Genomic DNA, 21,351 nt, shown 5'->3' with positions numbered 1-21,351 from the left:
CCCACCGCGCGGATCACCGCGCCGGGCGCCCGGCCGGCCGCCGCCGCGCCGCCGGTGCCGGGACCGCGGCCGTACGGCGCGGCGCCTTCGGGCGGGCCGACGGCCTGGACGGGGACGGCGACGGCGAGGACGACGGCGACACGGTCACCGCGGGCACGCCGGGCCGCCACGGCCCCGGCGGCGGCCCGGCCCATCTGTTCGTGCCGCCGGCGGGACGGTCGCCGAGGCCGCCGGCGATCCACTGGCCGGTCACCGCGATCAGCGCCACCGCGAGGACGCCCCAGCCCCACACGTGCCGCCGCCGCAGCGGGGACGTGCCGGGACGGCGGTGGGCCGGGCCCGAGATGCGCACGGGCGGTCGGCTCCCTTCCAGGGAGGCGCGGTTCCTGTCGGTCACCGCGCGAGCCTTACATGATCATCTGAACCGGGAATGGCGGGCACGGGAACGATCGTGTGCGCCCGTGCCCGCCGCGTACCGGGACCGGCCGGCCTCAGCCGCCGGTGAGCCGCCAGCGCTGCAGGTCACCGCCCACGCAGCCGAAGACGCCCACGGTGCCGCCCTGGTTGCCGGGGTCGGTCAGGCAGTGGCCGTTCTCGTCCACGATCGTGTACGTGTCGCCGCCCGCGCCGACCAGCCGCCAGCGCTGCCCCGCGCCCTTCCCGTCCGGGCTGATAAGGGCGAACGGCCCGATGCCCTGGTCCATCCGGTTCGGGTCGTCGTTCTTGCCGAGGGCGTGGCCGGGCTTGATGACCGGCTCGATGTGGACGCGCCCGTCGTCCTGCTTCCTGACGTTCCACTTCTGCCCGTCCGCCTGGTTGGCGGGCATCGCGCGGACCTCGGCGCGTCCCCCGTCCACGTCGGCGGCCCGTCCGGTGCTGACGTTCACGAGGGCCTTGGAGTCCTGCGGCGCCTCGTCCGCGGGCGGGTCCGAAGGCGGGTCGGACGGGTTGTCGGACGGGTCGTCCGAGGGGGTGTCGCCCGGCAGCTCGTCGAGGTTGCAGAACGTCTTGAGCTCCTCGGGCGTCATCGGCCTCGTGCGGCCCGCCCAGGCGTCCTGCGTCTCCGGGTCGGGCGAGGTCAGCTCCACGCCTTCGAGGTGGTGCACCGGCTTGCCCGGGTACATGTAGCGGGCCTCGACGTTCATCTTGACCTTGCGGAGCGCGGGCCGCACCTCGTACCAGCCCATGTGGAACGGCTTGATGGTGAACGACTGCCCGTAGGTGCTGGTGCGGGTGTTGACGAACGTCCAGCCGAACCGCGCCTGGATACCCGGCTTGATCTTGTTCGCCACCTCCTTGTCGACCTGGACCTGGAAGCCGATGTGGAAGTTGGTCCCGGTGGTGTGCGCCTCGCTCTTGCTGGCGGTCGCCTCCGCCTCGCAGGCCGGCACCTCCTTGTTCTTGCCGTCGGCCCACTTCTTGCTGGCCTCGCCCCAGGTCAGACCCAAATCCTCGACCGGCTCGAACTCGCAGTAGACGTGGAAGACCTGCGGCCGGATCATGTGCGGCGGCTGCGGCATCGCGTCCGGATCCGGGATCGGTGTCGGGTTGTTGCAGTCCTCCAGGATCCGCTTCTTCAGCTCGGGGCTGACGTCGTCGGCCACGGCGGAGCCGCCCGGCAGGCCCGCCAGCGACACCCCGGCGGCCACCGCCGCCACGGCCAGCGAGCCCGCGGCGATCGCGGCGGGACGGCTGCGTACCTTGATCATCGACTTTCCTCCGGCGCACTCGACAGGGGAACCAAAGCGCAGGAGGAGACAAACACCGGGCTCGCTTAAGGGACCATGAAGGCCACCGCAACCTTCGTTAGGACGGGACGTCGAAGCGGACCCCGACGCCCCGCACCGTGTGCAGCAGCCGCGGCGCCGCGGCCGTCTCGCCGAGCTTGCGGCGCAGCCACGACAGGTGCACGTCCACGGTCTGGTCGTTGCCGTACGGCTGCCGCCACACCTCGCGGCGCAGCTCGGTCCGCGAGACCACCTGGCCGGGCCGGGACGCCAGGTAGGCCAGCAGCTCGAACTCGCGCGGCGCCAGATCCAGCGGCGCGCCGTCCAGCCACGCCTGGTGCCGGCGCAGGTCCATCCGCAGCCCGCCCGCCTCGATCACGGCGGCCGGGGCGCCGCCCGCCATCCGGCGCAGCACCGCGCCGATCCGCGCGTCCAGCTCGCCGGTGCGGAACGGCTTGACCATGTAGTCGTCGGCGCCGCCGCGCAGCAGCGCGACGACCTCCTCCTCGGCGTCCCGCGCGGTGATCACCACGATGGCCGCGTCCGACACCGCCCGGATCAGCTTCAGCAGCTCGCGGCCGTCCATGTCGGGAAGCCCGAGGTCCAGCACCACCACCCGCGGCGGGCTGTCGGCGACCTCGCGCAGCGCCGCCCACGCCTCCCCCGTCGCGCGGACGGAGTAGCCCCGCTCGGCCAGGTCCTCGACCAGGACGGAACGCACGTCGGCGTCGTCCTCCACCACCAGCACGCTGATCACGCGGCGCCCTCCGGTTCCAGCCGGGTCCAGAACAGGATCCGGGCGCCGCCCGCCGGCGAGCGCCCCATGCGCAGCCCGCCGCCGCCCGACTCGGCGATGCCGCGCGCGATGTCCAGGCCCAGCCCGGTCGAGCCGGCGCCGCTGCCGCCGCGCCGCGCGGCCGCCTCCGGGTCGGCGATCCCCGGACCGGCGTCGGAGACGACGATGACCGCGCCGTCCGTGCCGGGTTCGAGCGCGACCTCGTACGCCGTGCCCTCGGGCGTGTGGTGGAAGACGTTGCCGAGCAGCGCGTCCAGCGCCGTCGCGAGCCGGTCGCGGCCCAGCGGCACGGGGACCGGGCGGTCCGGGCACGAGAGCCGCCACCGCCTCCCCTGGTCCTCGGCCAGCGCCGACCAGTACGCCGCCCGTTCCGCGACCACCTCCGCCGCGTCGCAGGCCGGGTCCGGGCCGTCCGGGATGCCGCCGGGCACCCGCGCGGTCCGGATCAGCAGATCGACCTCCTGCTCCAGCCGGTCCAGCGCCGCCCGCGCCGCGTCCTCGCGGGCGCCGCCGCCCAGCCGGTCCACGCGCAGCCGCAGCGCGGTCAGCGGGGTGCGGAGCCGGTGCGGCAGGTCGCCGGCCATCCGGCGCTCGGCCGCGAGCCGCGAAGCCACCCGTTCCGACATCGCGTTGAACGCGGCCGCCGCCTCGCGCAGCTCCGCCGGACCGGCCGGTTCGATCCGTACCACCACCTCGCCGGTGCGGACCGCGCCCGCCGCCCGCCCGAACCGTCCGGCCAGCCGCGCGCCGCGGGCTCCGAACCGGTGGCCGGCGACCGCCGCGCCGCCGGCCGCCGCGAGCGCGAGCACCGCCAGGCCGGACCAGAGCGCGCCCGTACCGGCCGGGGCCTCCCCCGCGGGCGTCCAGTACTGGATCACCGCCGTGCCGCCGCGCGCCGCCGGAACGGGCTGCAGGACGATCCGCGCGCCGCCGCTCTCGATCTCGACCGCGGCCGTCCGGGCCCGCACCCTGGCCAGCTCGCCGTACGGGACGGGCGGCGCGGCCATCACGGCGGCGCCGGTGCCCACCCGGTGCCCGTCCGGCATGATCACGATGATCCGGCCGCCGCCCGGCCCGTCCGGCAGCCCGCCGCCCGGGGCCAGCGCCGCCGCGACGGCGGCCGGGTCGGCCGACCGCGCCACCACGAACCCGACCGCGGCCATCTCCCGCTGCGCCGCCGCCGGCTCGCGGCCCGCGGCCAGGCTCCGCGCGGCCAGCGCGGCCGGTACGGCGATCACGAGCGCCACCGCCGCCGCGACCGCCAGGGCGGCCAGCGCGAACGTACGCCTCACGCCGAGGTCCGCATCGCCGCCCAACAGGTCATGAGAAATTCGGAGAGATACGAGAGATAAGAAAGGTCCCCGCGCGCCGGGAGGGGCGCGCGGGGACCTGTCTACGCGTTCGAGATCGAACCGGGCAAGCGCCCGCGGGTGAACGTCAGGCGCCGAAAAGGTGGACGAGCCAGTAGACGAGCGCGGCCACGGCGGCGGCCATCGGCATCGTCAGCACCCACGCCATCACGATGTTGCCGGCCACGCCCCAGCGGACGGCCGACAGGCGCTTGGTGGCGCCCGCGCCCATGATGCAGGACGTGATCGTGTGGGTGGTGGAGATTGGAGCGTGCCAGATGTACGCGGCCGCGTACAGGATCATGGAGGCCGTCGCTTCGGCGGCGAAGCCCTTCGGCGGGTCGAGTTCGATGACCTTCCGGCCCAGCGTCCGCATGATCCGCCAGCCGCCCGCGTACGTGCCGAGCGACAGCGCGCCGGCGCACGCGATGATGACCCACAGCGGGACGGTTTCGCCGCTGGCGTGCCCGGTCGTGACCAGCGCCAGCACGATGATGCCCATCGTCTTCTGCGCGTCCTGGAGGCCGTGGCCGAGCGCCATCGACGCCGCCGACAGCGACTGCGCGATGCGGAAGCGGCGGCCGACCCGGCCCGGGTGCGCCCGCCGGAAGATCCACAGGATCGCCACCATCACCAGGTACGCCAGGCAGAACCCGACGACCGGGGAGATCACCATCGGGACCGCGACCTTGTCGACGACCTTGTCCCAGCTGACGTGCGAGGCCGAGGCGAGGCCCGCGCCGACCACACCGCCGATGAGGGCGTGCGAGGACGACGACGGCAGCCCGAAGTACCAGGTGATCATGTTCCAGGTGATCGCGCCGAGCACGCCGGCGGCGACCACGGTGAGGCCGTGCAGCCCGGTCGGCGGGGTGATGACCTCGCTGACCGTCTTGGCCACCTCGACGCCCAGCAGGGCGCCGATCAGGTTCATCACGGCGGCCATGATCAGCGCCGCTCTGGGTGTCAGCGCCCGCGTCGACACCGAGGTGGCGATCGCGTTGGCCGCGTCGTGGAACCCGTTGGTGTAGTCGAACACCAGCGCCACGACGATGACCAGGATGAGCACGGCCATCTGGGCGTCCGAGCGCAGCCCGAGCGCGCCCATCGCCATGACCAGCACCACCGCGACCAGCAGCAGCGGCCAGAACTTCACCGGCCCCCGGCGCGCCTGCTCGGCCAGCGACGGGTCGGCGCCGGGCGGCTCGGCCAGGGCCGTCGCCGCGCCCGTGCCCCCGCCGGCCCCCGCTCCGGAGCCCGGATCCGGCCTCTCGCTCGCCGGTGCCTCTTTCGGCGAACTCATGATTCCTTGACCGCGATGGTCTCGACCGTGTTGGCCACGTGCTCGAAGGCGTCTGCGGCCTCTTCCAGCCGGTCGATGACCTCCTTGAGCTTCATCACCGTCAGCGCGTCGTACTCGCCGCCGAACAGGTGGGCCAGCAGCTTGCGGTAGACCTGGTCGCCCTGGTTCTCAAGCCGGTTGATCTCGATCCAGTACTCGTTGAGCTCCTTCATCGAGCGCAGCCGCGGCATCGCCTCGGCGGTCAGCTCGGCGGCCCGTTCGAGCACCTCCACCATGTGCACGATGCCCTTGGGAAACTCCTCGATCTTGTAGAGGACGACGAGGTCGGCTGCCTCTTCCATCTCGTCCATCACGTCGTCGATCGTCGAGGCCAGCCGGTAGATGTCCTCGCGGTCGAACGGGGTGATGAACGTTTCGTTCAGCCGGCGCATGATCGCGTGAGTGCACTCGTCGCCTGCGTGCTCGCAGGCGCGCATCTTCTCCGCGATCGCTTCCCGGTCGGCGCCGTCGCTGATGAGCTCCACGAGCAGCCTGGCGCCGGTGACCAGGTTGTTCGCCGAGTCGGCGAACATGTCGTAGAAACTGTCCTCACGCGGCGTGAGACGCAAGCGCACGTCGTACTCCTGAAGTGCCGGAACGGTCCGCAGAGGATCGTAGGCGCAACCAGGCGTAAAAAGAACCTTTGCCCCATCTTCGGCTGGCGTCTTCCATCCTCTCACCTACAAGACTGCCCTAGCGGAACGGATGCACACGCGCCGGGGCACCGCACCGGCGGGCGTTGTCGATCACGCTGCGCGCAGTGCCGAGCACGTTGAGACGATCTCGAAGAAACGGTTCCGCGAACCGGCCGTGATATAGATAACAGCCTCGAAGCAGAGAAAAGCGGGGCGTAGCCGAGCCGGGGCGCCTACCTCGGGGCGTCCCCGGCCTCATGCGGAACTATTGATCCTGCGGCGTCAGCTCGCGACGACCGGCCTCGCCGGAACGCACCCCGAGCACGATGTCGATCTCCGCGAGGGTCAGCGGCCGCTCGGCCGCCGCAACCGCGCTGAGGATCTCGGCATAGAGCTCGATCTCGTCCAGTGCGACACGGTCGTGGACGCGCAGGTCGAACATCTGCTGGCGCACCGCGTCCACCTCCGTTCGTTCCCCACACCCACCGTCGAGGCTACGCGTCCCGTACCGGCGGGCACATGACCCAAGAGGGCCATTCGCGGGTCACTCTCCTAGCCGGTCTTCCCGGCCACGCGCCAGAGATGCGGACTATCTGCGGGTGGTCACCCCCGCTGGCGGAAATCCCCCATCATCTGCTCCAGCTCGGACTCCGGCAGGTCACGCGCGGTGAGCCGGGCGACGGTCGCCGCGTTGACGTCCACGCCCGCCAGCCGGGCCGCCTGCCGCGCCGCCGTCTGCTCGAACAGGGCCCGGACGGTCCGGGCGAACGCGAACTGCGGATCCTCCCGAAGCCGGGCGAACCGGGCGAGCAGCTCCACCCGCAGCTCCTCGTCCAGGATGTAGAGGTCGCGCTCGGCGTACGCCTGGAAGAGCCCCACGAGATCGCGGTCGCCCATGCCCTCGAACTCCATGCTGCGCCCGAACTCCGCGCGGAAGTGCGGCGACCCCGCGAGGAAGCCCTCCATCTCGGCGGCCGGGCCGGAGCAGACCACCATCAGCCGGCGGCCGCGCTGCCGCATGCAGCGCAGCAGCTCGGCCACCACGGCCGGGGTGCGGTCCAGCCGGTACGCCTCCTGGATCAGCAGCACGCCGCCCAGCGCCTGCTCGACCATGCTCGCCACCCGGGTGACGGTGTCGGTCTGGTCGCGCCCGGCCAGGTGGACGGGGCGGCACGCGACGACGTGCCCCGAGTCCAGCAGCCCGAGCGCGGCGTAGATGCCGCCGAGCAGCCCGGCGACGGTGGTCTTGCCCGTACCGGACGGCCCGTTGAAGATCAGGTGCAGCGGCTCGCCGCCGCCCACGCCGTGCCGCGCCCGGTCGGCGGCCAGCTCCGCCGCCTCGGCCAGCTCCCGCACCGCCTGCTTGACGTCCTCCAGCCCGGTCAGCTGGTCGAGGCGCTGGAGGTAGCCGTCGATGTCGCCGGGCGGGCGCAGCGCCGGCTCCAGGCCCTCCGCGACACCGGTGAGGTCCTCGGGGAAGAGCACCAGGCGGTCGCGGGACGCGCCGCCCGCCCGTTCGAGGTGCCGCTGGCAGGCCTGGTCCAGGTACGCCTCGACCAGCCGCGCGTTCACCAGGTCGCCCGGGCCGCGCAGCCGTTCCAGGTCGGCGCGGGCGACCTCCAGCGCGGACGTCCCGACCGTGACCCGCCGCTCGTCGCCGAGCAGGTGCAGCAGCGTCATCCGGCGCTCGATGTCGCCGAAGTCGGGCAGGTGGTAGACGCGGAACGTCTCGACGAGCCGCGGGTGGTCGCGCAGCAGCCGCTTGTACGCGCTCGGCTCGCAGGTGGCGATCAGCGGCGCGGAGACGGCCGGGCTGCGCCGCGCCCGGCGGACCGCGGTCGCCACCGCCACCGGGTCGCCCGCGCCCGTGACGACGGAGTCGAGCCGCTCGAACAGGATGGCCGGGCCGGGCCGGGTGAGCAGGGTCGGCAGCCGCTCGGCGGGCGCGTCGCGGACGTCGTCGGCGTCGTGCGCGCGGATCGAGCCGTCGCCCAGCCCGGCGTCCGCCAGGGTCAGCGCGATCAGCCGGGCGAGGCGGCGCTGCCCGCTGTGCGGCCGGCCGACGATCAGCACGCTCGGCACGCCCTCGCCCGGCCCGCCGGAACCGCCGCCACGGCCTCCACCCAGGCCCCCGCCCGGGCCGCCGTCCACGCGGGTCATCCCGCCGACGCCGGCGCCGGCGTCGTCGCGGCGGGTGCCGTAGTCGGCGTCCAGGCGCGTGCTCGGACCCGCGGCGTTCCTGAAGTCGGCGTCCAGCCGGGTGCCCGGGCCGCCGTCGAGGCGGGTTGCGGGCCCGGCACCGGCGGCGGGGCCGCCGTCGATCCGGGTCTCGTCCATGCCGCCGGCGCCCGCCGCGCCTCCGCCGCCCGGGCCCGTCCAGCGCTCCGCCTGCGCGCGGAGGGCGTCGAGCAGCTCGGCCGCGTCCTGCGTACCGGAGATGAAGCCGATCCCGAAGCGTTCGAGCGATCGGCGCTCGGAGCGGTCCGCCGGGGGCGGGATGTTCTCGACGGGCGTCTCGGGCGACGGGGTGTCGTCGAGGAAGTCGAAGTTGCCGACCATGGTCTCGGACATGATCCGCGTACCGCCGCCGTCGGGGGCGGACGGCTTGGGCGGCGCCGGCGGCGTCGCCTGCTGCTGCCCGGTCCCGGCGTCCTCCAGGTCGGCCGGACCCATGACGCGCGTGCGCGGGCGCTCCTCGGGCTGCGCCGGCGGCACGGGCGGGCCCTGCGGGTGCGCGGCACCGCCCGAGCCGTCGTCCATGCGCGTCGAGTACATGTCCGCCGGCGGCTGCTGCTGCGGCTGGGGCGGCTGCTGTACAGGGGACTGCTGCATGGGGGGCTGCTGCTGCACGGGCGGCGGCGGCCCCTGGGGAGCGCCCGAAGGCTGGTAGCCGAGCATCGTGTACGGAGGCACGACGTCCTCTTCCGGCTTCTCCTCTTCGGGAGGCGAGAAGCCGGGAGCCTGGAAGGCCGCCGCCGCGGGCTGCTGCGGCTGCGGCTGCTGTGGTTGCTGCTGCGGCTGCGCGTACGGGTGCTGCTCGGGCGCGGGCGGCACCGGCGGCGCGGGCGGGTTGGGCGCACCGGGCATCCCGAACGCCGCTCCCTGCTGCGCGGCAGGACCGGGCGGCGGAGGCGGCGACGGGGACGGGGACGGGGACGGGGAGGGCCCGGGAGCGGCGCCGGGACTCTGGAAGCCGAGTGCCGTGTACGGCGGCGCCGCGCCCTCGTCCTGCTGCTGCTCCTGCTTCGCCGACTGCGCGGGCGGCTGCACGAAGGGGCGGTCGGGCTGGTTCGGCTGCTGCGACGACGCCCGGGCGTCCGGCGGGAAGCCGGGCTGGGACTGCGCCCCGGACCACTCCGGCGGCACGGCCTTCGGCGGCGGCGTGGTCTGCCCGGTCGGCGCCATCGTCGGGGCGCCCGCCGTGGCCCGGACGCGGCCGCGCCCGATGAGGCCCGCGACGACGGCGTTCGGTACGGGGAACCCGCGGGGACGCGCGGGCATCCCGCCGGCGAGCTTGCACCAGGCCAGGTCCAGCTCGTACATCGTCGCCAGGAGCGTCTCGGCCTTCTCCCCCGACACCGAACGCAGCGGCCGGGAGAGGCGCATGTCGTCCGGCCATAGGCGACGCAGCGGATGGCCGTTCTGGTCCAGTACGGCTTGCACGGTGTACCGGATCTCAGGGTCCAGCCAGGGGACGACGTTGGCGGCCACGTCCTTGCGGACTACCGCGAGGTCCGCCGCCAGCAGCGCGGCGGCGACCAGGCGGGGCTCCACGTAGGAGGGGTCGCCGGGGTCGCCCACATGGCGCGCGACCTCCTCCGAGAGGGAGTAGAACGCGTGCCGGAAGTTGTCGCCGGGGGAGCTCTCGTTGCGCAGCGCCGGTACGAGGTTGGGCGGGCAGCGGGTGAGCCACTGCTGGACGATCGCCTGGTCTCCGTAGGGCAGCGCGCCGTAGTCGACGGTCGGGTTGCTGAGCGTCGCGCTGAGCATGGACAGCAGCGCGTCCGCCCTGACCTGGAAGCGGGCGTCCTCGCGCAGCGCGCTCGCCACGGCCCACATGGTCCGCAGCACGACCACGGCCGCGTCGACCCGGCCGGCGCGCAGCCGCTCCGCGTACAGCGCGACCAGGCTCTCCAGGGGCGGCGGGGTGAGCCAGCGCGGCCCGTCCACGTCGGGCAACGGCTTGGCGCGGTACTGCTTCCAGTGGTCGAGCATCTTCGCGTCGAGGCGGGAGTCGAAGACCGGCGCCGACGCGCTCCACAGCATCACGCCCCAGGACGCGGCCACGGTGGACGGCGTCTGCGGCGTGAACTGCCCCGACCAGTGCGGGTACTCCTGGACGGACAGCGCCGCCGCGGAGTCGACGGTCGCCCGTACCCGCAGGCTCAGGTCGCCGTCGAAGTCCCGCCCGACGAACGGCCGCGCGAGCGGCGGGTCGTAGGAGAAGTCGGGCCCGGCCGGGACGACGTGCGGCGGCAGCGGCGGGACCTGCACGCCCGCCTGGGCGACGGGGCGGGCCGACATCCGGATCTCGGGCGCGTGCGGCGGCGGGCACAGGTACCACTGGCCGTCGGACGGATGCAGCCGGTACCACCGGGCCCACGCCCCGAACAGCCACAACGTGCCGTCGGGCAGGACGAGCAGCCGCCCCCCGATCGCGTGCTGGCGCTGCTGAGGCGGCGCCGACGGCCACCATCCGGCGGCCACCGTCGCCCTCGTGTCACGCTCTGCCGCCGAGAACGGATCTTCCCCCCGAGAGGGGCGGGGCGGCGGAGCACTGCCATAGCCCGGTCCCCACACCACGTGGTCATCGTAGTCAGACCGGCCGCCGCCGGACTCCCCACGATGTACGGCAATTCACATCATCGCAGGCCATCGGCCGCCAATCACCGCGTTCAGAACGGGCTCAGGCCCAGGTGGCGGCGCGGTGCAGCTCCGTCTTCTGCTGGTAGACGTCGGCCGTGTACTCCAGTCCGGCGCGGTCGTCGTCGGTCAGCTCCCGCACGATCTTGCCGGGGGTCCCGGCGACCAGCACCCCGGACGGGATCTTCTTGCCGGGCGGGACGAGCGCGCCGGCCGCGATCAGCGTCCCGGCGCCGACGCGCGCCCCGTTCAGGACGATCGCGCCGATGCCGATCAGCGAGCCGGTCTCCACGTGGGCGCCGTGCACCATGGCCTTGTGGCCGAGGCTGACGCGGTCCTCCAGGATCGCGGGCAGGCCGGGGTCGGCGTGCAGGCAGCTCAGGTCCTGGATGTTGCACTCCTCGCCGACGACGATCTCCTCGTCCTCGCCGCGCAGCACCGAGCCGTACCAGACACTGGAGGCGCGGCCCAGCGTCACCCGGCCGACGACCACGGCGCCGGGCGCGATCCACGCCTCGGGGTGGATCCGCGGTTCGATCTCGCCCAATGATCCGACATAGCTCATGGCGCCGATGGTAGGACGCGGCGGGCGCGGGACCGTGCGGCGGGTGCCCCGTCCGCCGGTCGCCCAGCGCAGGGGCTCGGACGCGAAATGTCACGACATTCGGTAACTTGGCAGGACGCTGCGGGCGAAGAAACTGCAGCGAGAAGGCGCGTTCCGCTTGCGCGAATGGGGTGGACCGGACAAGAGTCGACTCTGGACGTTTCCGATGATGCAGAGCCCACCGTGACACGTGGGCCCGTGACACGTGTGGGCGCAGATCCCGTTCTGTGCCGCCGGGTCCGTAGCCGTCTCCGACCCCGACGGGGTGATCAGCCCCCGCCACGACCCCCCAAGGCACCATGAGCAACGAAGCCGAGATCCTGCCGAACCTCCTCCGCGAGGAAAACTTCGAGATCGTCATGCGCGGCTACAACCGCCGCCACGTCGACGAGTACATCGCCCGCTGCCAGAACCAGATCCGCGAGCTGGAGACCCGGCTGGCCCGCGCGCTCGACGACGTCGAGCGCACCCGGCGCGAGATGGCCGAGGTCCGCGAGGCGCGCAAGCCCACCGGGGACGACCTCAGCGACCGGCTCAAGCAGATCATCAACCTGGCCGAGGACGAGGCCAAGGACAAGCTCGCCGAGGCCGAGGCCAAGGGGGCGCAGATCCGCAAGGACGCCGAGAACGAGTCCAAGCGGATCATCGACGACGCCCGCGCGCGCGCCGACAAGGACCTCGCCCAGGCGGAGCAGAAGGCCGAGCAGGTCTACGCGGCGGCGAAGAAGGAGTCCGACAGCGTGCTGTCGGCCGCCACGCAGGAGGCCGAGCAGACGGTGACCAGCGCCCGGCTGGAGGCCGAGCGCACCCTCACCGCGTCGGAACGGCGGGCCAGCGTCATCAACGAGGGCGCGACCCAGCGGCTCACCCAGCTCACCAAGAACCACACCCAGGCGCTGCAGCGGCTCACCGAGATCAGCGAGACCCTGCACCGGCTGCTGACGGCCGAGAACGAGGCCGGCCCGCTGGAGAAGATGGTCGAGGACGCGGTCAAGCAGCACACCTCCCCGGCCCCCGCGCAGCGCAAGCAGCCGCCCGCCCCGGCCGCGTCGCCGGCCCCCGCCGCGGCCAAGCCGGCCGCCGCTCCGGCGCCGGCCCCCGCCCCGGTCAAGGCCGCGCCCTCCCCGTCGCCCGCCCCCGCGCCGTCCGCGTCCCCGGCCGCGTCGTCACCGTCGTCCGCGGGCGCGTCCACGGCCAAGCACGCCGCCCCGGCGCCCAAGCCGGCCGCGTCGTCGCCGTCCTCCGCGTCCTCCTCGTCGTCGGTGTCGTCCGCATCGTCTTCCCCGTCTTCCCCGTCTTCCCCGTCTTCCCCGTCTTCCCCGTCTTCCCCGTCGTCTCCGTCTTCCCCGTCGTCGGCGCCTTCCCCGAGCCCCGCACCGGCTTCCGCGCCGGGCGCGAACTCGCCGGAGCCGCACCCGGTGATGAAGAAGCAGGACCACGAGGCCACCCGGATCGACAAGGCCGCCCCGCACGTCCCGTCCCACGGCAAGACGGCCCCGCCCGCCGACCCGGACGGCCCGTCCGACGGCCCGCTGCCGCCGTCCGGCCGGGGCCCCACCGACACGTTCTGAACGCGTACGCCCACAGCACCGCGAAGGGTGCCCGGATCCTCCCGGGCACCCTTCGGCGCTTTATAAGATCTTGTACATGAGCCAGGGCACCCGGGGACGCGGCACCGTACGACCGATCCGGCGGCTGGGCGATCCCGTACTGCGCACCGCGTGCGATCCGGTCCGCGCGTTCGACGCCTCGCTGGAACGGCTCGTGGACGACATGTTCGCCTCGATGTACGAGGCGCACGGCGCGGGCCTGGCCGCCAACCAGGTCGGCGTCTCGCTGCGCCTGTTCGTCTACGACTGCGACGACGACCGCGGCCGCCGCCATGTCGGCCATGTCGTCAATCCCACGCTGGTCGCGGCGGACGGCGAGATCCTCGACGAGAACGAGGGCTGCCTGTCCGTTCCGGGCCTCAACTTCAGCACGCCGCGGCACGCGCACGCGGTGGTCGAGGGCGTGGACGTGAAGGGCAGGCCGGTACGGATCGAGGGCACCGGCTACTTCGCCCGCTGCCTCCAGCATGAGTGCGGGCACCTGGACGGCGGCGTCTACATCGACGTCCTGTCAGGGGACGCGCGCCGCGAGGCGATGCGCGCCATCAGGGCCGCGAACCTGTAGCGAGGGTTCAGTGCCAGCGCCGCGAGCGCTGGCGCTTGATGTCGGAGCGGCGCTTCTTGTTCTCCAGGCGCCGCTCGTTGATGCCGCGCGGCACCTTCTTCGGGATGCGCTTCTTGGGCGGCGGCGCGATGGCCTCGGCGAGCGTCGCGGCCAGGCGCGCGCGGGCCGCGTCCCGGTTGCGGGCCTGCGACCGGTACTCCTCGGCCCGGATGCTCAGCACGCCGCCCGAGAGGCGCCCGGCGAGCCGTTCGAGGGCGCGCCGCCGGTACGGCTCGGGCAGCGAGGGCGAGTTCGCGACGTCGAACGACAGCTCGGCGGCCGTCGCGCTGGTGTTGACGTGCTGGCCGCCCGGCCCCGAGGAACGCGAGAAACGCCAGCTGAGCTCGGTCTCCGGGATCGAGACCGAGCCGCGGACATGGATGTCGCCGGGCATAGGGCCCATTATCCCCGCCGCTGGGCGATCATGTCGCTCCGTTTTCCGCGCGGAACGCCGGACGCCTGTCGCCGGCCGGCCGCCGGCCGGCTATCGCTGGCCGTTGGTGACGATCGCCTCGGCGGCCTTCCTGGCGTCGTTGATCGGGATCGCGAAGCCCACCCCGATGTTGCCGGTCCCGCTGCCCGAGGTGGCGATCGCGGTGTTGATCCCGATGACCTGGCCCGCCGAGTTCACCAGCGCGCCGCCCGAGTTGCCGGGGTTGATCGCCGCGTCGGTCTGGATCGCGTTCTCGATCGTCGTGGTCTGCTGCTCGGAGAGCTGCTCGCGCAGGTACGGCGGCAGCTGCTGCGAGTCCGGCTGCTGCCCGCTCTCCTGGATCTCGCGGCCCAGCGCGCTGACGATGCCGGAGGTCACCGAGCCGTCCAGGCCCAGCGGGCTGCCCATCGCGAGCACCGTGTCGCCGACCGCGAGCGCATCGCTGTTGCCGAGCGTGGCGGGCTTGAGCCCGGACACACCGGACGCCTGGAGGACGGCGATGTCCTGCGCGGTGTTCGCGCCGAGCACGGTCGCGCGTGCCGTCTTGCCGTTGCTGAACTTCACCGTGACCTGCCGCGAGCCGTCCACGACATGGGCGTTGGTCATGATGAGGCCGTCCGCGTTCATGATCACACCGGAGCCGCCCGAGCCGCCCTGCGCGGTCTGCGCCTGGATCGACACCACGCTCGGCTGCACGGCCGCCGCGACCTGCGCGACCGTCGCGTTGTTCCCGACCCCGGCCACCGGGGTCGGGCTCGCCGCGATGCCGCTCCCCGAGCCCACCAGTTCCACGGCGGCGATCGCGCCCGCGCCGCCCGCCCCGAGCGCCAGCGCCAGCACGGCACCCCCGGCGGCGATCTTGCGTCGGACCGACCACCGCGCGCCCCGCGGCGGCTGCGGCGCCTCCGGCGGCATCGGCTGCCCCTGCGGCGGCGTCTGCGGCCCCTGCGGTCCCTGGGGCCCCTGCGGTCCCTGTGGTCCCTGCGGCGGTCCGTACGGTCCGCCCTGCCAGCCCCCGTACGGTGGCTGCCACTGGTTCGTCTGTTCGGCGTTCATGAGATCCCCCTGATCCTGTGTGCCTCTTTCAGAGTCACCGGCGGGACTTCACCCAGCCTGAGAGGAACCTGAACGTCCCCTGAAAAATCCGGCGCTCAGCCGGCGAGCGGCAGCAGGACCCGGAACACCGCGCCCTCGCCCTCGGCCGAGTCCACCTCGACCGAGCCGTCGTGCGCGGCCACCAGGGCCGCCACGATCGCCAGGCCGAGCCCGGTGCTGCCGTCCTCGCGGCCGCGCGCCGGGTTCGCCCGGTAGAAGCGCTCGAAGACGCGCTCGGCCTGCTCGGGCGAGAGCCCCGGCCCCTCGTCGGCGACCTCGCACACCGCGGCGGGCTCCCCGTTCAGCGTCCCGGGCCTGAGCCGTACGGTCACCGACGTTCCGGCCGGGGTGTGCGTGACGGCGTTGGTCAGCAGGTTCCCCAGCACCTGCCGCAGCCGCGGCTCGTCCCCCAGCACCTGGTACGCGACGCCGCCCTCGACCGACAGCTCGACCGACCGGTCCGCCGCCACGATCCGCGTCTCCTGGACGGTGTCGGCGGCGACCGCGAGCAGGTCGACCGGGCGCAGCTCGATCGGGCGCTGCCGGTCCAGCCGCGCGAGCAGCAGCAGGTCCTCGACGAGGAGGCCCATCCGCTGCGCGGTGTCCTCGATGCGGCCGATCAGCCGGTCCAGCTCCTCGGGCGTGCGGGCGGCGCCCTGCCGGTAGAACTCCGCGAACCCGCGGATCGCGGTCAGCGGCGTCCGCAGCTCGTGGCTGGCGTCGGCGACGAACCGCCGCATCCGCTCCTCCGAGCGCAGCGCCGTCTCCTCCGACCGCCGGGCCTGCGCCTCCGACCGCGCCCGCGCCCCGAACGCCGCCTCGATCTGCGCGAGCATGCTGTTGAGCGACCGCCCGAGCCGGCCGACCTCGGTACGGGGATCGGCCTCGGGCACCCGCCGCGACAGGTCGCCCGTCGCGATCGCCCCGGCCGTCTCCTCGATCGCCGCCAGCGGCCGCAGGCTGGCCCGCACGACCCACACCCCGACCGCCGCCAGCACGGTCACCACCATCAGGCCCACGATCAGGTCGATCACCACGAGCCGGTTCACCGTGCGGCTGACCTCGTCCAGGCTGAGCCCGAGCACCAGGATCCCGCCGCCCGGCAGCGGCTCGGCGAAGATCCGCCACGGCGCCCCGGAGCCGCCCTGGCCGGGCACCGTGAACGGCTCGCCCAGCCGGTCCTCCAGATCGGCCGGGACCTTCGGGCTCCCCGCGTCGCCGAACGCCGGGATGCTCTGCCGCCGGCGGCCCTGCTCGTCCTGGATGAGGACGTACATCTCGCTCGGCAACCGCACCTGGATGTCGCCGCGCCGCATCTGCGGGACGACCTGCGTCACCACCCGGTCGATGGTGCCCTGCAGCTGGTCGTCCGACCGTCCCACCAGGTACTGGCTCAGCACCGACACCCCGGCGAAGCTCATCACGGTCATGCCCAGCGCGACCAGCACCAGCATGCCCGCGATCAGCTTGATCCGGAGCGGGGTGCGTCCGGACAGCGAGCGCAGCGCCTGGAACGCCATCAGCCCGGATCCGGCGGCAGCCGCAGGACGTACCCGACGCCGCGCAGCGTGTGGATCAGCCGCGGCTCGGCGTTGTCGACCTTGCGGCGCAGCGCCGACACGTACGACTCGACGATCCCGACGTCGCCGCCGAAGTCGTAGTTCCACACGTGGTCGAGGATCTGCGGCTTGGACAGCACCCGGCCGGCGTTCGCCATCAGATACCTGAGCAGCTTGAACTCGGTCGGCGACAGCTGGATCGGCCTCCCGCCGCGCCACACCTCGTGGCTGTCCTCGTCCAGCTCGATGTCGGCGAACACCATCCGCGGCGTCGGCTCCTGCGCCCCGCCCCGGAACCGCCGCAGCACGGCGCGGATCCGCGCGATCACCTCTTCCAGGCTGAACGGCTTGGTGACGTAGTCGTCGCCGCCGATCGTCAGGCCCTTGATCCGGTCCTGGACGGCGTCGCGCGCCGTGAGGAACAGCACCGGCGTGTGGTCGCCCCCGGACCGCAGCCGCCGCGCCACATCGAACCCGTCGATGTCGGGCAGCATGACGTCCAGCACGATCAGGTCGGGGCGGCGGCGCCGGGCGGCCTGCACCGCGTCCGCCCCGTTCGTCGCCGTGATCACCTCGAAGCCGGTGAAGCGCAGGCTCCCGGCGAGCAGTTCCAGGATGTTCGGCTCGTCCTCGACGACGAGCAGCAGCCCCTCCGGCGCCTTCCCGGCCCGGTCCCGTTCCCGTTCACCCAAGGTCAGTTCCCCTCCCATCCTGCCGAGGCTTCCATCCGTTCCTGAAAGCCCGCTGAACCTTCCCTGAGCCTTGCCTCCCGAACCCGGAAACGGGAACGGCCCGCCCTCTCGAGGAGGACGGGCCGTTCGTGCCGAACGAGCTTCCCCACTCGCCGACGTGATCAGGTTACATCCGCGACCGGCCGAACGTACGGAGGTCGGCGTGGCCGGTTTCGCCCACGCGCCGCGACCTGCGCCTTCCCTCGAAACACGGCGCGGCTCACCCGGCGGCCGCGGCCCCCGCCCGGTCAGCGCCGGCGGAGAGCGGATCGCAGGCGATCTCCGCGGCCGCGGCGGCGTCCGCGGTCGCCGTGACCGCCGCGGTGCCGTTCGCCGCCCGCCGGGCCAGGTCGGCCGCGGCGAGGAGGCGGGCGGCCTCGCCGTCGCCGGCGGCCGCGGCGCGCAGGCGCGGGTCCCCGGCCGCCTCGGCGAGGGCCGTGCGGAGGGCGCGGTGGCCCTCGCCCGTCCGGCCCCGGTCGATCCAGAACCAGGCGAGCGCGGCGGTCAGCCGGAGCGCGCGGCGGGTGTCGCCGCGGCGGACCGTGCTCTCCAGGGCGGCGCGCAGGTTGGCCGTCTCGTCGTCCAGCCGGGCGAGCCAGCGGAGGCGGGCGTGCCCGGCCCGGTACTCCTCGGCGCATTCGGCGAGGCGGGTGTAGTAGTCGTCGTGCAGCTCCTGGACGCGGCCGTCCTCGCCCGCCTCGCGGAGCCGTTCGAGGGAGTACGCCGCGACCGACTCCAGCAGGCGGTAGCGTCCGCCGGCCATGGTCACCAGCGAGCGGTCCACCAGCCGGGCGATCACATCGGCGATCTCGGGCCGGGCCACCTCGCCGCCCGCGCAGGTCAGCTCGGCGGCGAGCAGCGTGCAGCCGCCCGCGTGCACGGCGAGGCGGCGCAGGACGGCGCGTTCCGCCTCGCCGAGCGGCTCCCAGCTCCAGTCCATCATCGCGCGCAGCGTCCGCTGGCGGGCCGGGGAGCCGCGGCGGCCCGAGTTCAGCACCGCGAACCGGTCGTCCAGGCGTTCGGCCAGCTCCCGGACGCCCAGCGCGCGGACGCGGGCGGCGGCGAGTTCGAGGGCGAGCGGGATGCCGTCCAGGCGGCGGCAGACGGCGGCGACGGCGGCCGTGTCGGCATCGGCGGCGAAGCCGGGCGCGGCCGCGGCGGCGCGGGCGGCGAACAGCCGTTCGGCGTCGGCCTGCGCCAGCGGCGGCACGACGTGCAGCAGCTCGCCGGAGATGCCGAGCGGCTCCTGGCCGGTGGCGAGGACGCGCGCGCCCGCCGCGAGCAGCCGGCCGGCGGTCTTCGCCACGGCGTCCACCGCGTGCTCGCAGTTGTCGAGGACGAGCAGCGCGCCGCCGCTGGGCTCCGGTCCGGCGACCGCGGTGACCGCCTCGTCGATCGCGTCCGGGTCCGGCGGGAGGGCCGCCAGCTCGACCAGGAACACGCCGTCCGGGTACGCCCCCGCCGAACGCGCCGCGGCCTCCAGCGCCAGCCGGGTCTTCCCCACGCCGCCGGGCCCGGTCAGCGTCACCAGCCGGGACCGGGCGAGATGCCCGCGGACGGCGTCCACCTCGGCGTCCCTGCCGATCAGCTCGGTCAGCGGAACGGGCAGGTTCGTCCGGGGAACGGCACGGGCCGGCGCCTGGAGGGACGGGTCCTGCTCCAGGATCGCCTGGTGCAGCGCCGCCAGCTCCGGGCTCGGGTCCAGGCCCAGCTCCTCGCGCAGCCGGTCGCGCAGCCGCCGGTACCCCTCCAGCGCCTCGTGCTGCCGCCCGGACCGGTAGAGGGCGCGGATCAGGTTCGCCTGGAGCCGCTCGCGCAGCGGGTGCCGTACCGCCAGATCGCCCAGCTCGGCGACCAGCGCGTGGTGCTCGCCCAGCGCGAGCCGCGCCTCCGCCAGGTCGTCGAGAGCGGTCAGCCGCTCCTCCTCCAGCCGGGCGGCGGCGCCCCGGGCGAACTCCTCGTCCGCGAAGTCGGCGAGCGCGGGACCGCGCCACAGCGCCAGCGCGCCCGTCAGCAGCCCGGCCCGGACCGCCGGCTCGGCCGCCGCGCGGGCCCGGGCGACGCGTTCCCGGAAGCGGTCCGCGTCGAGGTCGGCCCGCAGCCGGTAGCCCGCCCGGCCCGACTCCACCAGCTCCCGGCCGCCCGGCTCGGCGTCCTCCAGCGCCCGCCGCAGCTGGGACACCTTGACCCGCAGGGCCCCGGCCGGATCGCCCGGCCGGTCCGGACCCCACAGGTCGTCGATCAGCCGCCCGGACGACACCGGCGCCCCGCCATGCACCAGCAGGTCCGCGAGCAGCCCGCGCACCTTCAGCTCCGGGATCCGGACCGGACGGCCGGCGTCCGTCGTGACCTCCAGCGGACCGAGCACCCCAAAGCGCATGCGACCACGGTAACCGGGCCATAAGCGCACCCGAACACCGTCATAACGCCCGCCGCCGAGGGTGGAGATCACTACTTCCCTTGAGAAAGGCGTTCTCCCATGTCAGTGACCGTCGCACCCGCCGCGGAGGCACGGGCGGGCACGCGCGAATGGGCGGGACTGGCCGTGCTCGCCCTGCCCATGCTGCTGCTGTCCCTCGACAACAGCGTGCTGTTCCTCGCGCTCCCGCACCTGACCGCCGACCTGCGGCCGGGCCCCGCCGAGATGTTGTGGATCATGGACGTGTACGGGTTCATGATGGCCGGTTTCCTCATCACGATGGGCAACATCGGCGACCGGATCGGCCGCCGCCGGCTGCTGCTCATCGGGGCCGCCGCGTTCGGCGCCGCGTCCGTGCTGGCCGCGTACGCCTCGTCCCCCGCGCAGCTCATCGCCGCGCGCGTCCTGCTGGGCGTCTCCGGCTCCGTCATGGCGCCCTCGTCCCTGGCCCTGATCAGCGCCATGTTCCGGGACGCCCGGCAGCGCGCGCTCGCCATCGGCGTCTTCACCGCCTGCTTCATGGGCGGCGCCGCGCTCGGCCCCGTGGTCGGCGGGGTGATGCTCGAATCGTTCTGGTGGGGGTCGGTCTTCCTGCTCGGCGCGCCCGTCATGGTCCTGCTCCTGGCCACCGCGCCCGTCCTGCTGCCCGAGAACCGCGGCGGCGCGGGCGGCCGGATCGACGTGCCCAGCGTGCTGCTCTCCCTCGCGGCGATCCTCCCGGTCGTCCACGGCCTCAAGGAGATCGCCGCGGACCCCGCCCACCCGCTGCCCTACCTCGCCATCGGCGCCGGCGTCGCGGCCGGGACCGTCTTCGTACGGCGGCAGCGCGTGCTGGCCGACCCGTTCCTGGACCTCTCCCTCTTCCGGAACCGGTCGTTCGGCGCGGCCATGGCGCTGCTGCCGCTCGTCATGATCATCCAGAGCGGCGTCTACCTGTTCGCCAGCCAGTACCTGCAGACGGTCCGGGGCCTGCCGCCGCTGCGCGCCGGGCTCTGGCTGGCGGTCCCGGCGCTGGCGCTGGCCGCCGGCTCGATCGCCGCCCCGGTCCTCGCCCGCCGGGTCCGTCCCGGCACCATCGTGACCGCCGGGCTGACCGTCGCCGCGATCGGCTTCCTGGTGATGGCCCGCGCCGACGACCCCGGCACCCTGGTCACCGGCCTGTCCGTCGGCTTCGTCGGCACCGCGCCCATCGGCGCGCTCGGCCTCGGCCTGATCGTCGGCGCCGCTCCGCCGGAACGGGCCGGCGCGGCCTCGGCGGTGGCCGAGTCGTCCGGCGAGCTCGGCGTCGCGCTGGGCATCGCCCTCCTCGGCAGCCTCGGCACGGCCGTCTACCGGCACGCGCTGACCGCCCCGGAAGGCGCACCGCCCGCCGCGGCCGACTCCCTCGACGGCGCCGTCTCCGCCGCCGAGGGCCTCCCGCCGGACCTGGCCGCCCGGCTGCTGGACGAGTCCCGCGAGGCGTTCATGACCAGCCTGACCGTCGCCGGCGGCGCCTGCGCGCTGCTCGCCCTCGGCCTCGCCGCACTGACCCTCGCGCTGCTACGACACCTACGCCCCATCGGCCAGGACTGACCACCCCGCGCG

The 21,351-nt window shown here is 74.2% G+C and carries 17 protein-coding genes; 3 read left to right on the top strand and 14 right to left on the bottom strand.

Features of this window, described 5'->3' with window-relative positions:
• Nucleotides 1-13: 13 nt before the first annotated feature.
• The 9 genes from AB0881_RS14485 to AB0881_RS14445 all read right to left on the bottom strand — a co-directional run bounded on the left by AB0881_RS14485 (nucleotide 14) and on the right by AB0881_RS14445 (nucleotide 11,277).
• A complete protein-coding gene (locus AB0881_RS14485; RefSeq protein ID WP_366617194.1) occupies nucleotides 14-397 on the bottom strand; it encodes a hypothetical protein in 384 nt (127 codons plus the stop codon).
• Between the two features lie 94 nt (nucleotides 398-491).
• The gene (locus AB0881_RS14480) at nucleotides 492-1,709 is read right to left on the bottom strand and encodes a hypothetical protein (protein ID WP_366617192.1); all 1,218 of its coding nucleotides are present in this window, start codon (nucleotides 1,707-1,709) and stop codon (nucleotides 492-494) included.
• Between the two features lie 97 nt (nucleotides 1,710-1,806).
• Entirely contained in the window at nucleotides 1,807-2,484 is a 678-nt protein-coding gene (locus AB0881_RS14475) for a response regulator transcription factor (protein ID WP_366617191.1), read from the bottom strand.
• Nucleotides 2,481-3,815, bottom strand: a complete 1,335-nt coding sequence (locus AB0881_RS14470) for a HAMP domain-containing sensor histidine kinase (protein WP_366617189.1) — start codon at nucleotides 3,813-3,815, stop codon at nucleotides 2,481-2,483. The genes AB0881_RS14475 and AB0881_RS14470 overlap by 4 nt, the downstream gene beginning before the upstream one ends.
• Before the next feature lie 145 nt (nucleotides 3,816-3,960).
• The gene (locus AB0881_RS14465; RefSeq protein WP_366617202.1) at nucleotides 3,961-4,947 is read right to left on the bottom strand and encodes an inorganic phosphate transporter; all 987 of its coding nucleotides are present in this window, start codon (nucleotides 4,945-4,947) and stop codon (nucleotides 3,961-3,963) included.
• A 224-nt stretch (nucleotides 4,948-5,171) separates the two neighbouring features.
• On the bottom strand, nucleotides 5,172-5,789 hold the full coding sequence (locus AB0881_RS14460) for a DUF47 family protein (protein WP_366617187.1): 618 nt from the start codon (nucleotides 5,787-5,789) through the stop codon (nucleotides 5,172-5,174).
• A gap of 325 nt (nucleotides 5,790-6,114) precedes the next feature.
• Complete coding sequence (locus AB0881_RS14455; RefSeq protein WP_366617186.1) at nucleotides 6,115-6,312, bottom strand: hypothetical protein; 198 nt, start codon at nucleotides 6,310-6,312, stop codon at nucleotides 6,115-6,117.
• Between the two features lie 140 nt (nucleotides 6,313-6,452).
• Nucleotides 6,453-10,556, bottom strand: coding sequence for a hypothetical protein (locus tag AB0881_RS14450; RefSeq protein WP_366617185.1), 4,104 nt, complete (start codon nucleotides 10,554-10,556; stop codon nucleotides 6,453-6,455).
• A 199-nt stretch (nucleotides 10,557-10,755) separates the two neighbouring features.
• On the bottom strand, nucleotides 10,756-11,277 hold the full coding sequence (locus AB0881_RS14445; RefSeq protein ID WP_366617183.1) for a gamma carbonic anhydrase family protein: 522 nt from the start codon (nucleotides 11,275-11,277) through the stop codon (nucleotides 10,756-10,758).
• A gap of 338 nt (nucleotides 11,278-11,615) precedes the next feature.
• Between AB0881_RS14445 and AB0881_RS14440 the strand changes: the two genes are divergently transcribed.
• Entirely contained in the window at nucleotides 11,616-12,887 is a 1,272-nt protein-coding gene (locus AB0881_RS14440) for a DivIVA domain-containing protein (protein WP_366617182.1), read from the top strand.
• Between the two features lie 76 nt (nucleotides 12,888-12,963).
• Nucleotides 12,964-13,491 carry a peptide deformylase gene (gene def / locus AB0881_RS14435; RefSeq protein ID WP_366617181.1) on the top strand — a complete coding sequence of 176 codons (528 nt, stop codon included), beginning with the start codon at nucleotides 12,964-12,966 and terminating at the stop codon, nucleotides 13,489-13,491.
• A 7-nt stretch (nucleotides 13,492-13,498) separates the two neighbouring features.
• On the opposite strand, the gene arfB is transcribed toward def, so the two are convergent.
• The 5 genes from arfB to AB0881_RS14410 form a co-directional block, all read right to left on the bottom strand.
• Nucleotides 13,499-13,924 (bottom strand): alternative ribosome rescue aminoacyl-tRNA hydrolase ArfB, encoded by a 426-nt coding sequence (arfB, locus tag AB0881_RS14430; protein WP_366617180.1) that lies wholly within the window; start codon nucleotides 13,922-13,924, stop codon nucleotides 13,499-13,501.
• Nucleotides 13,925-14,014: 90 nt separating this feature from the next.
• A complete protein-coding gene (locus tag AB0881_RS14425; protein ID WP_366617178.1) occupies nucleotides 14,015-14,878 on the bottom strand; it encodes a trypsin-like peptidase domain-containing protein in 864 nt (287 codons plus the stop codon).
• Between the two features lie 236 nt (nucleotides 14,879-15,114).
• Nucleotides 15,115-16,578 (bottom strand): HAMP domain-containing sensor histidine kinase, encoded by a 1,464-nt coding sequence (locus AB0881_RS14420; protein ID WP_366617176.1) that lies wholly within the window; start codon nucleotides 16,576-16,578, stop codon nucleotides 15,115-15,117.
• Nucleotides 16,578-17,327, bottom strand: a complete 750-nt coding sequence (locus AB0881_RS14415; RefSeq protein ID WP_366617174.1) for a response regulator transcription factor — start codon at nucleotides 17,325-17,327, stop codon at nucleotides 16,578-16,580. Before AB0881_RS14415 ends, AB0881_RS14420 begins: the two co-directional genes overlap by 1 nt.
• 241 nt (nucleotides 17,328-17,568) lie before the next feature.
• The gene (locus AB0881_RS14410) at nucleotides 17,569-19,728 is read right to left on the bottom strand and encodes a BTAD domain-containing putative transcriptional regulator (protein WP_366617172.1); all 2,160 of its coding nucleotides are present in this window, start codon (nucleotides 19,726-19,728) and stop codon (nucleotides 17,569-17,571) included.
• Nucleotides 19,729-19,827: 99 nt separating this feature from the next.
• On the opposite strand from AB0881_RS14410, the gene AB0881_RS14405 reads away from it, so the two are divergent.
• Entirely contained in the window at nucleotides 19,828-21,339 is a 1,512-nt protein-coding gene (locus AB0881_RS14405; RefSeq protein WP_366617171.1) for an MFS transporter, read from the top strand.
• The last annotated feature ends 12 nt before the right edge of the window (nucleotides 21,340-21,351 follow it).

It is taken from the genome of Spirillospora sp. NPDC029432 (assembly GCF_040703975.1).
Taxonomy (GTDB): domain Bacteria; phylum Actinomycetota; class Actinomycetes; order Streptosporangiales; family Streptosporangiaceae; genus Spirillospora.
Note: the sequence above shows the minus strand (reverse complement) of the source record. Positions and strands in the feature narration are given on the sequence as shown.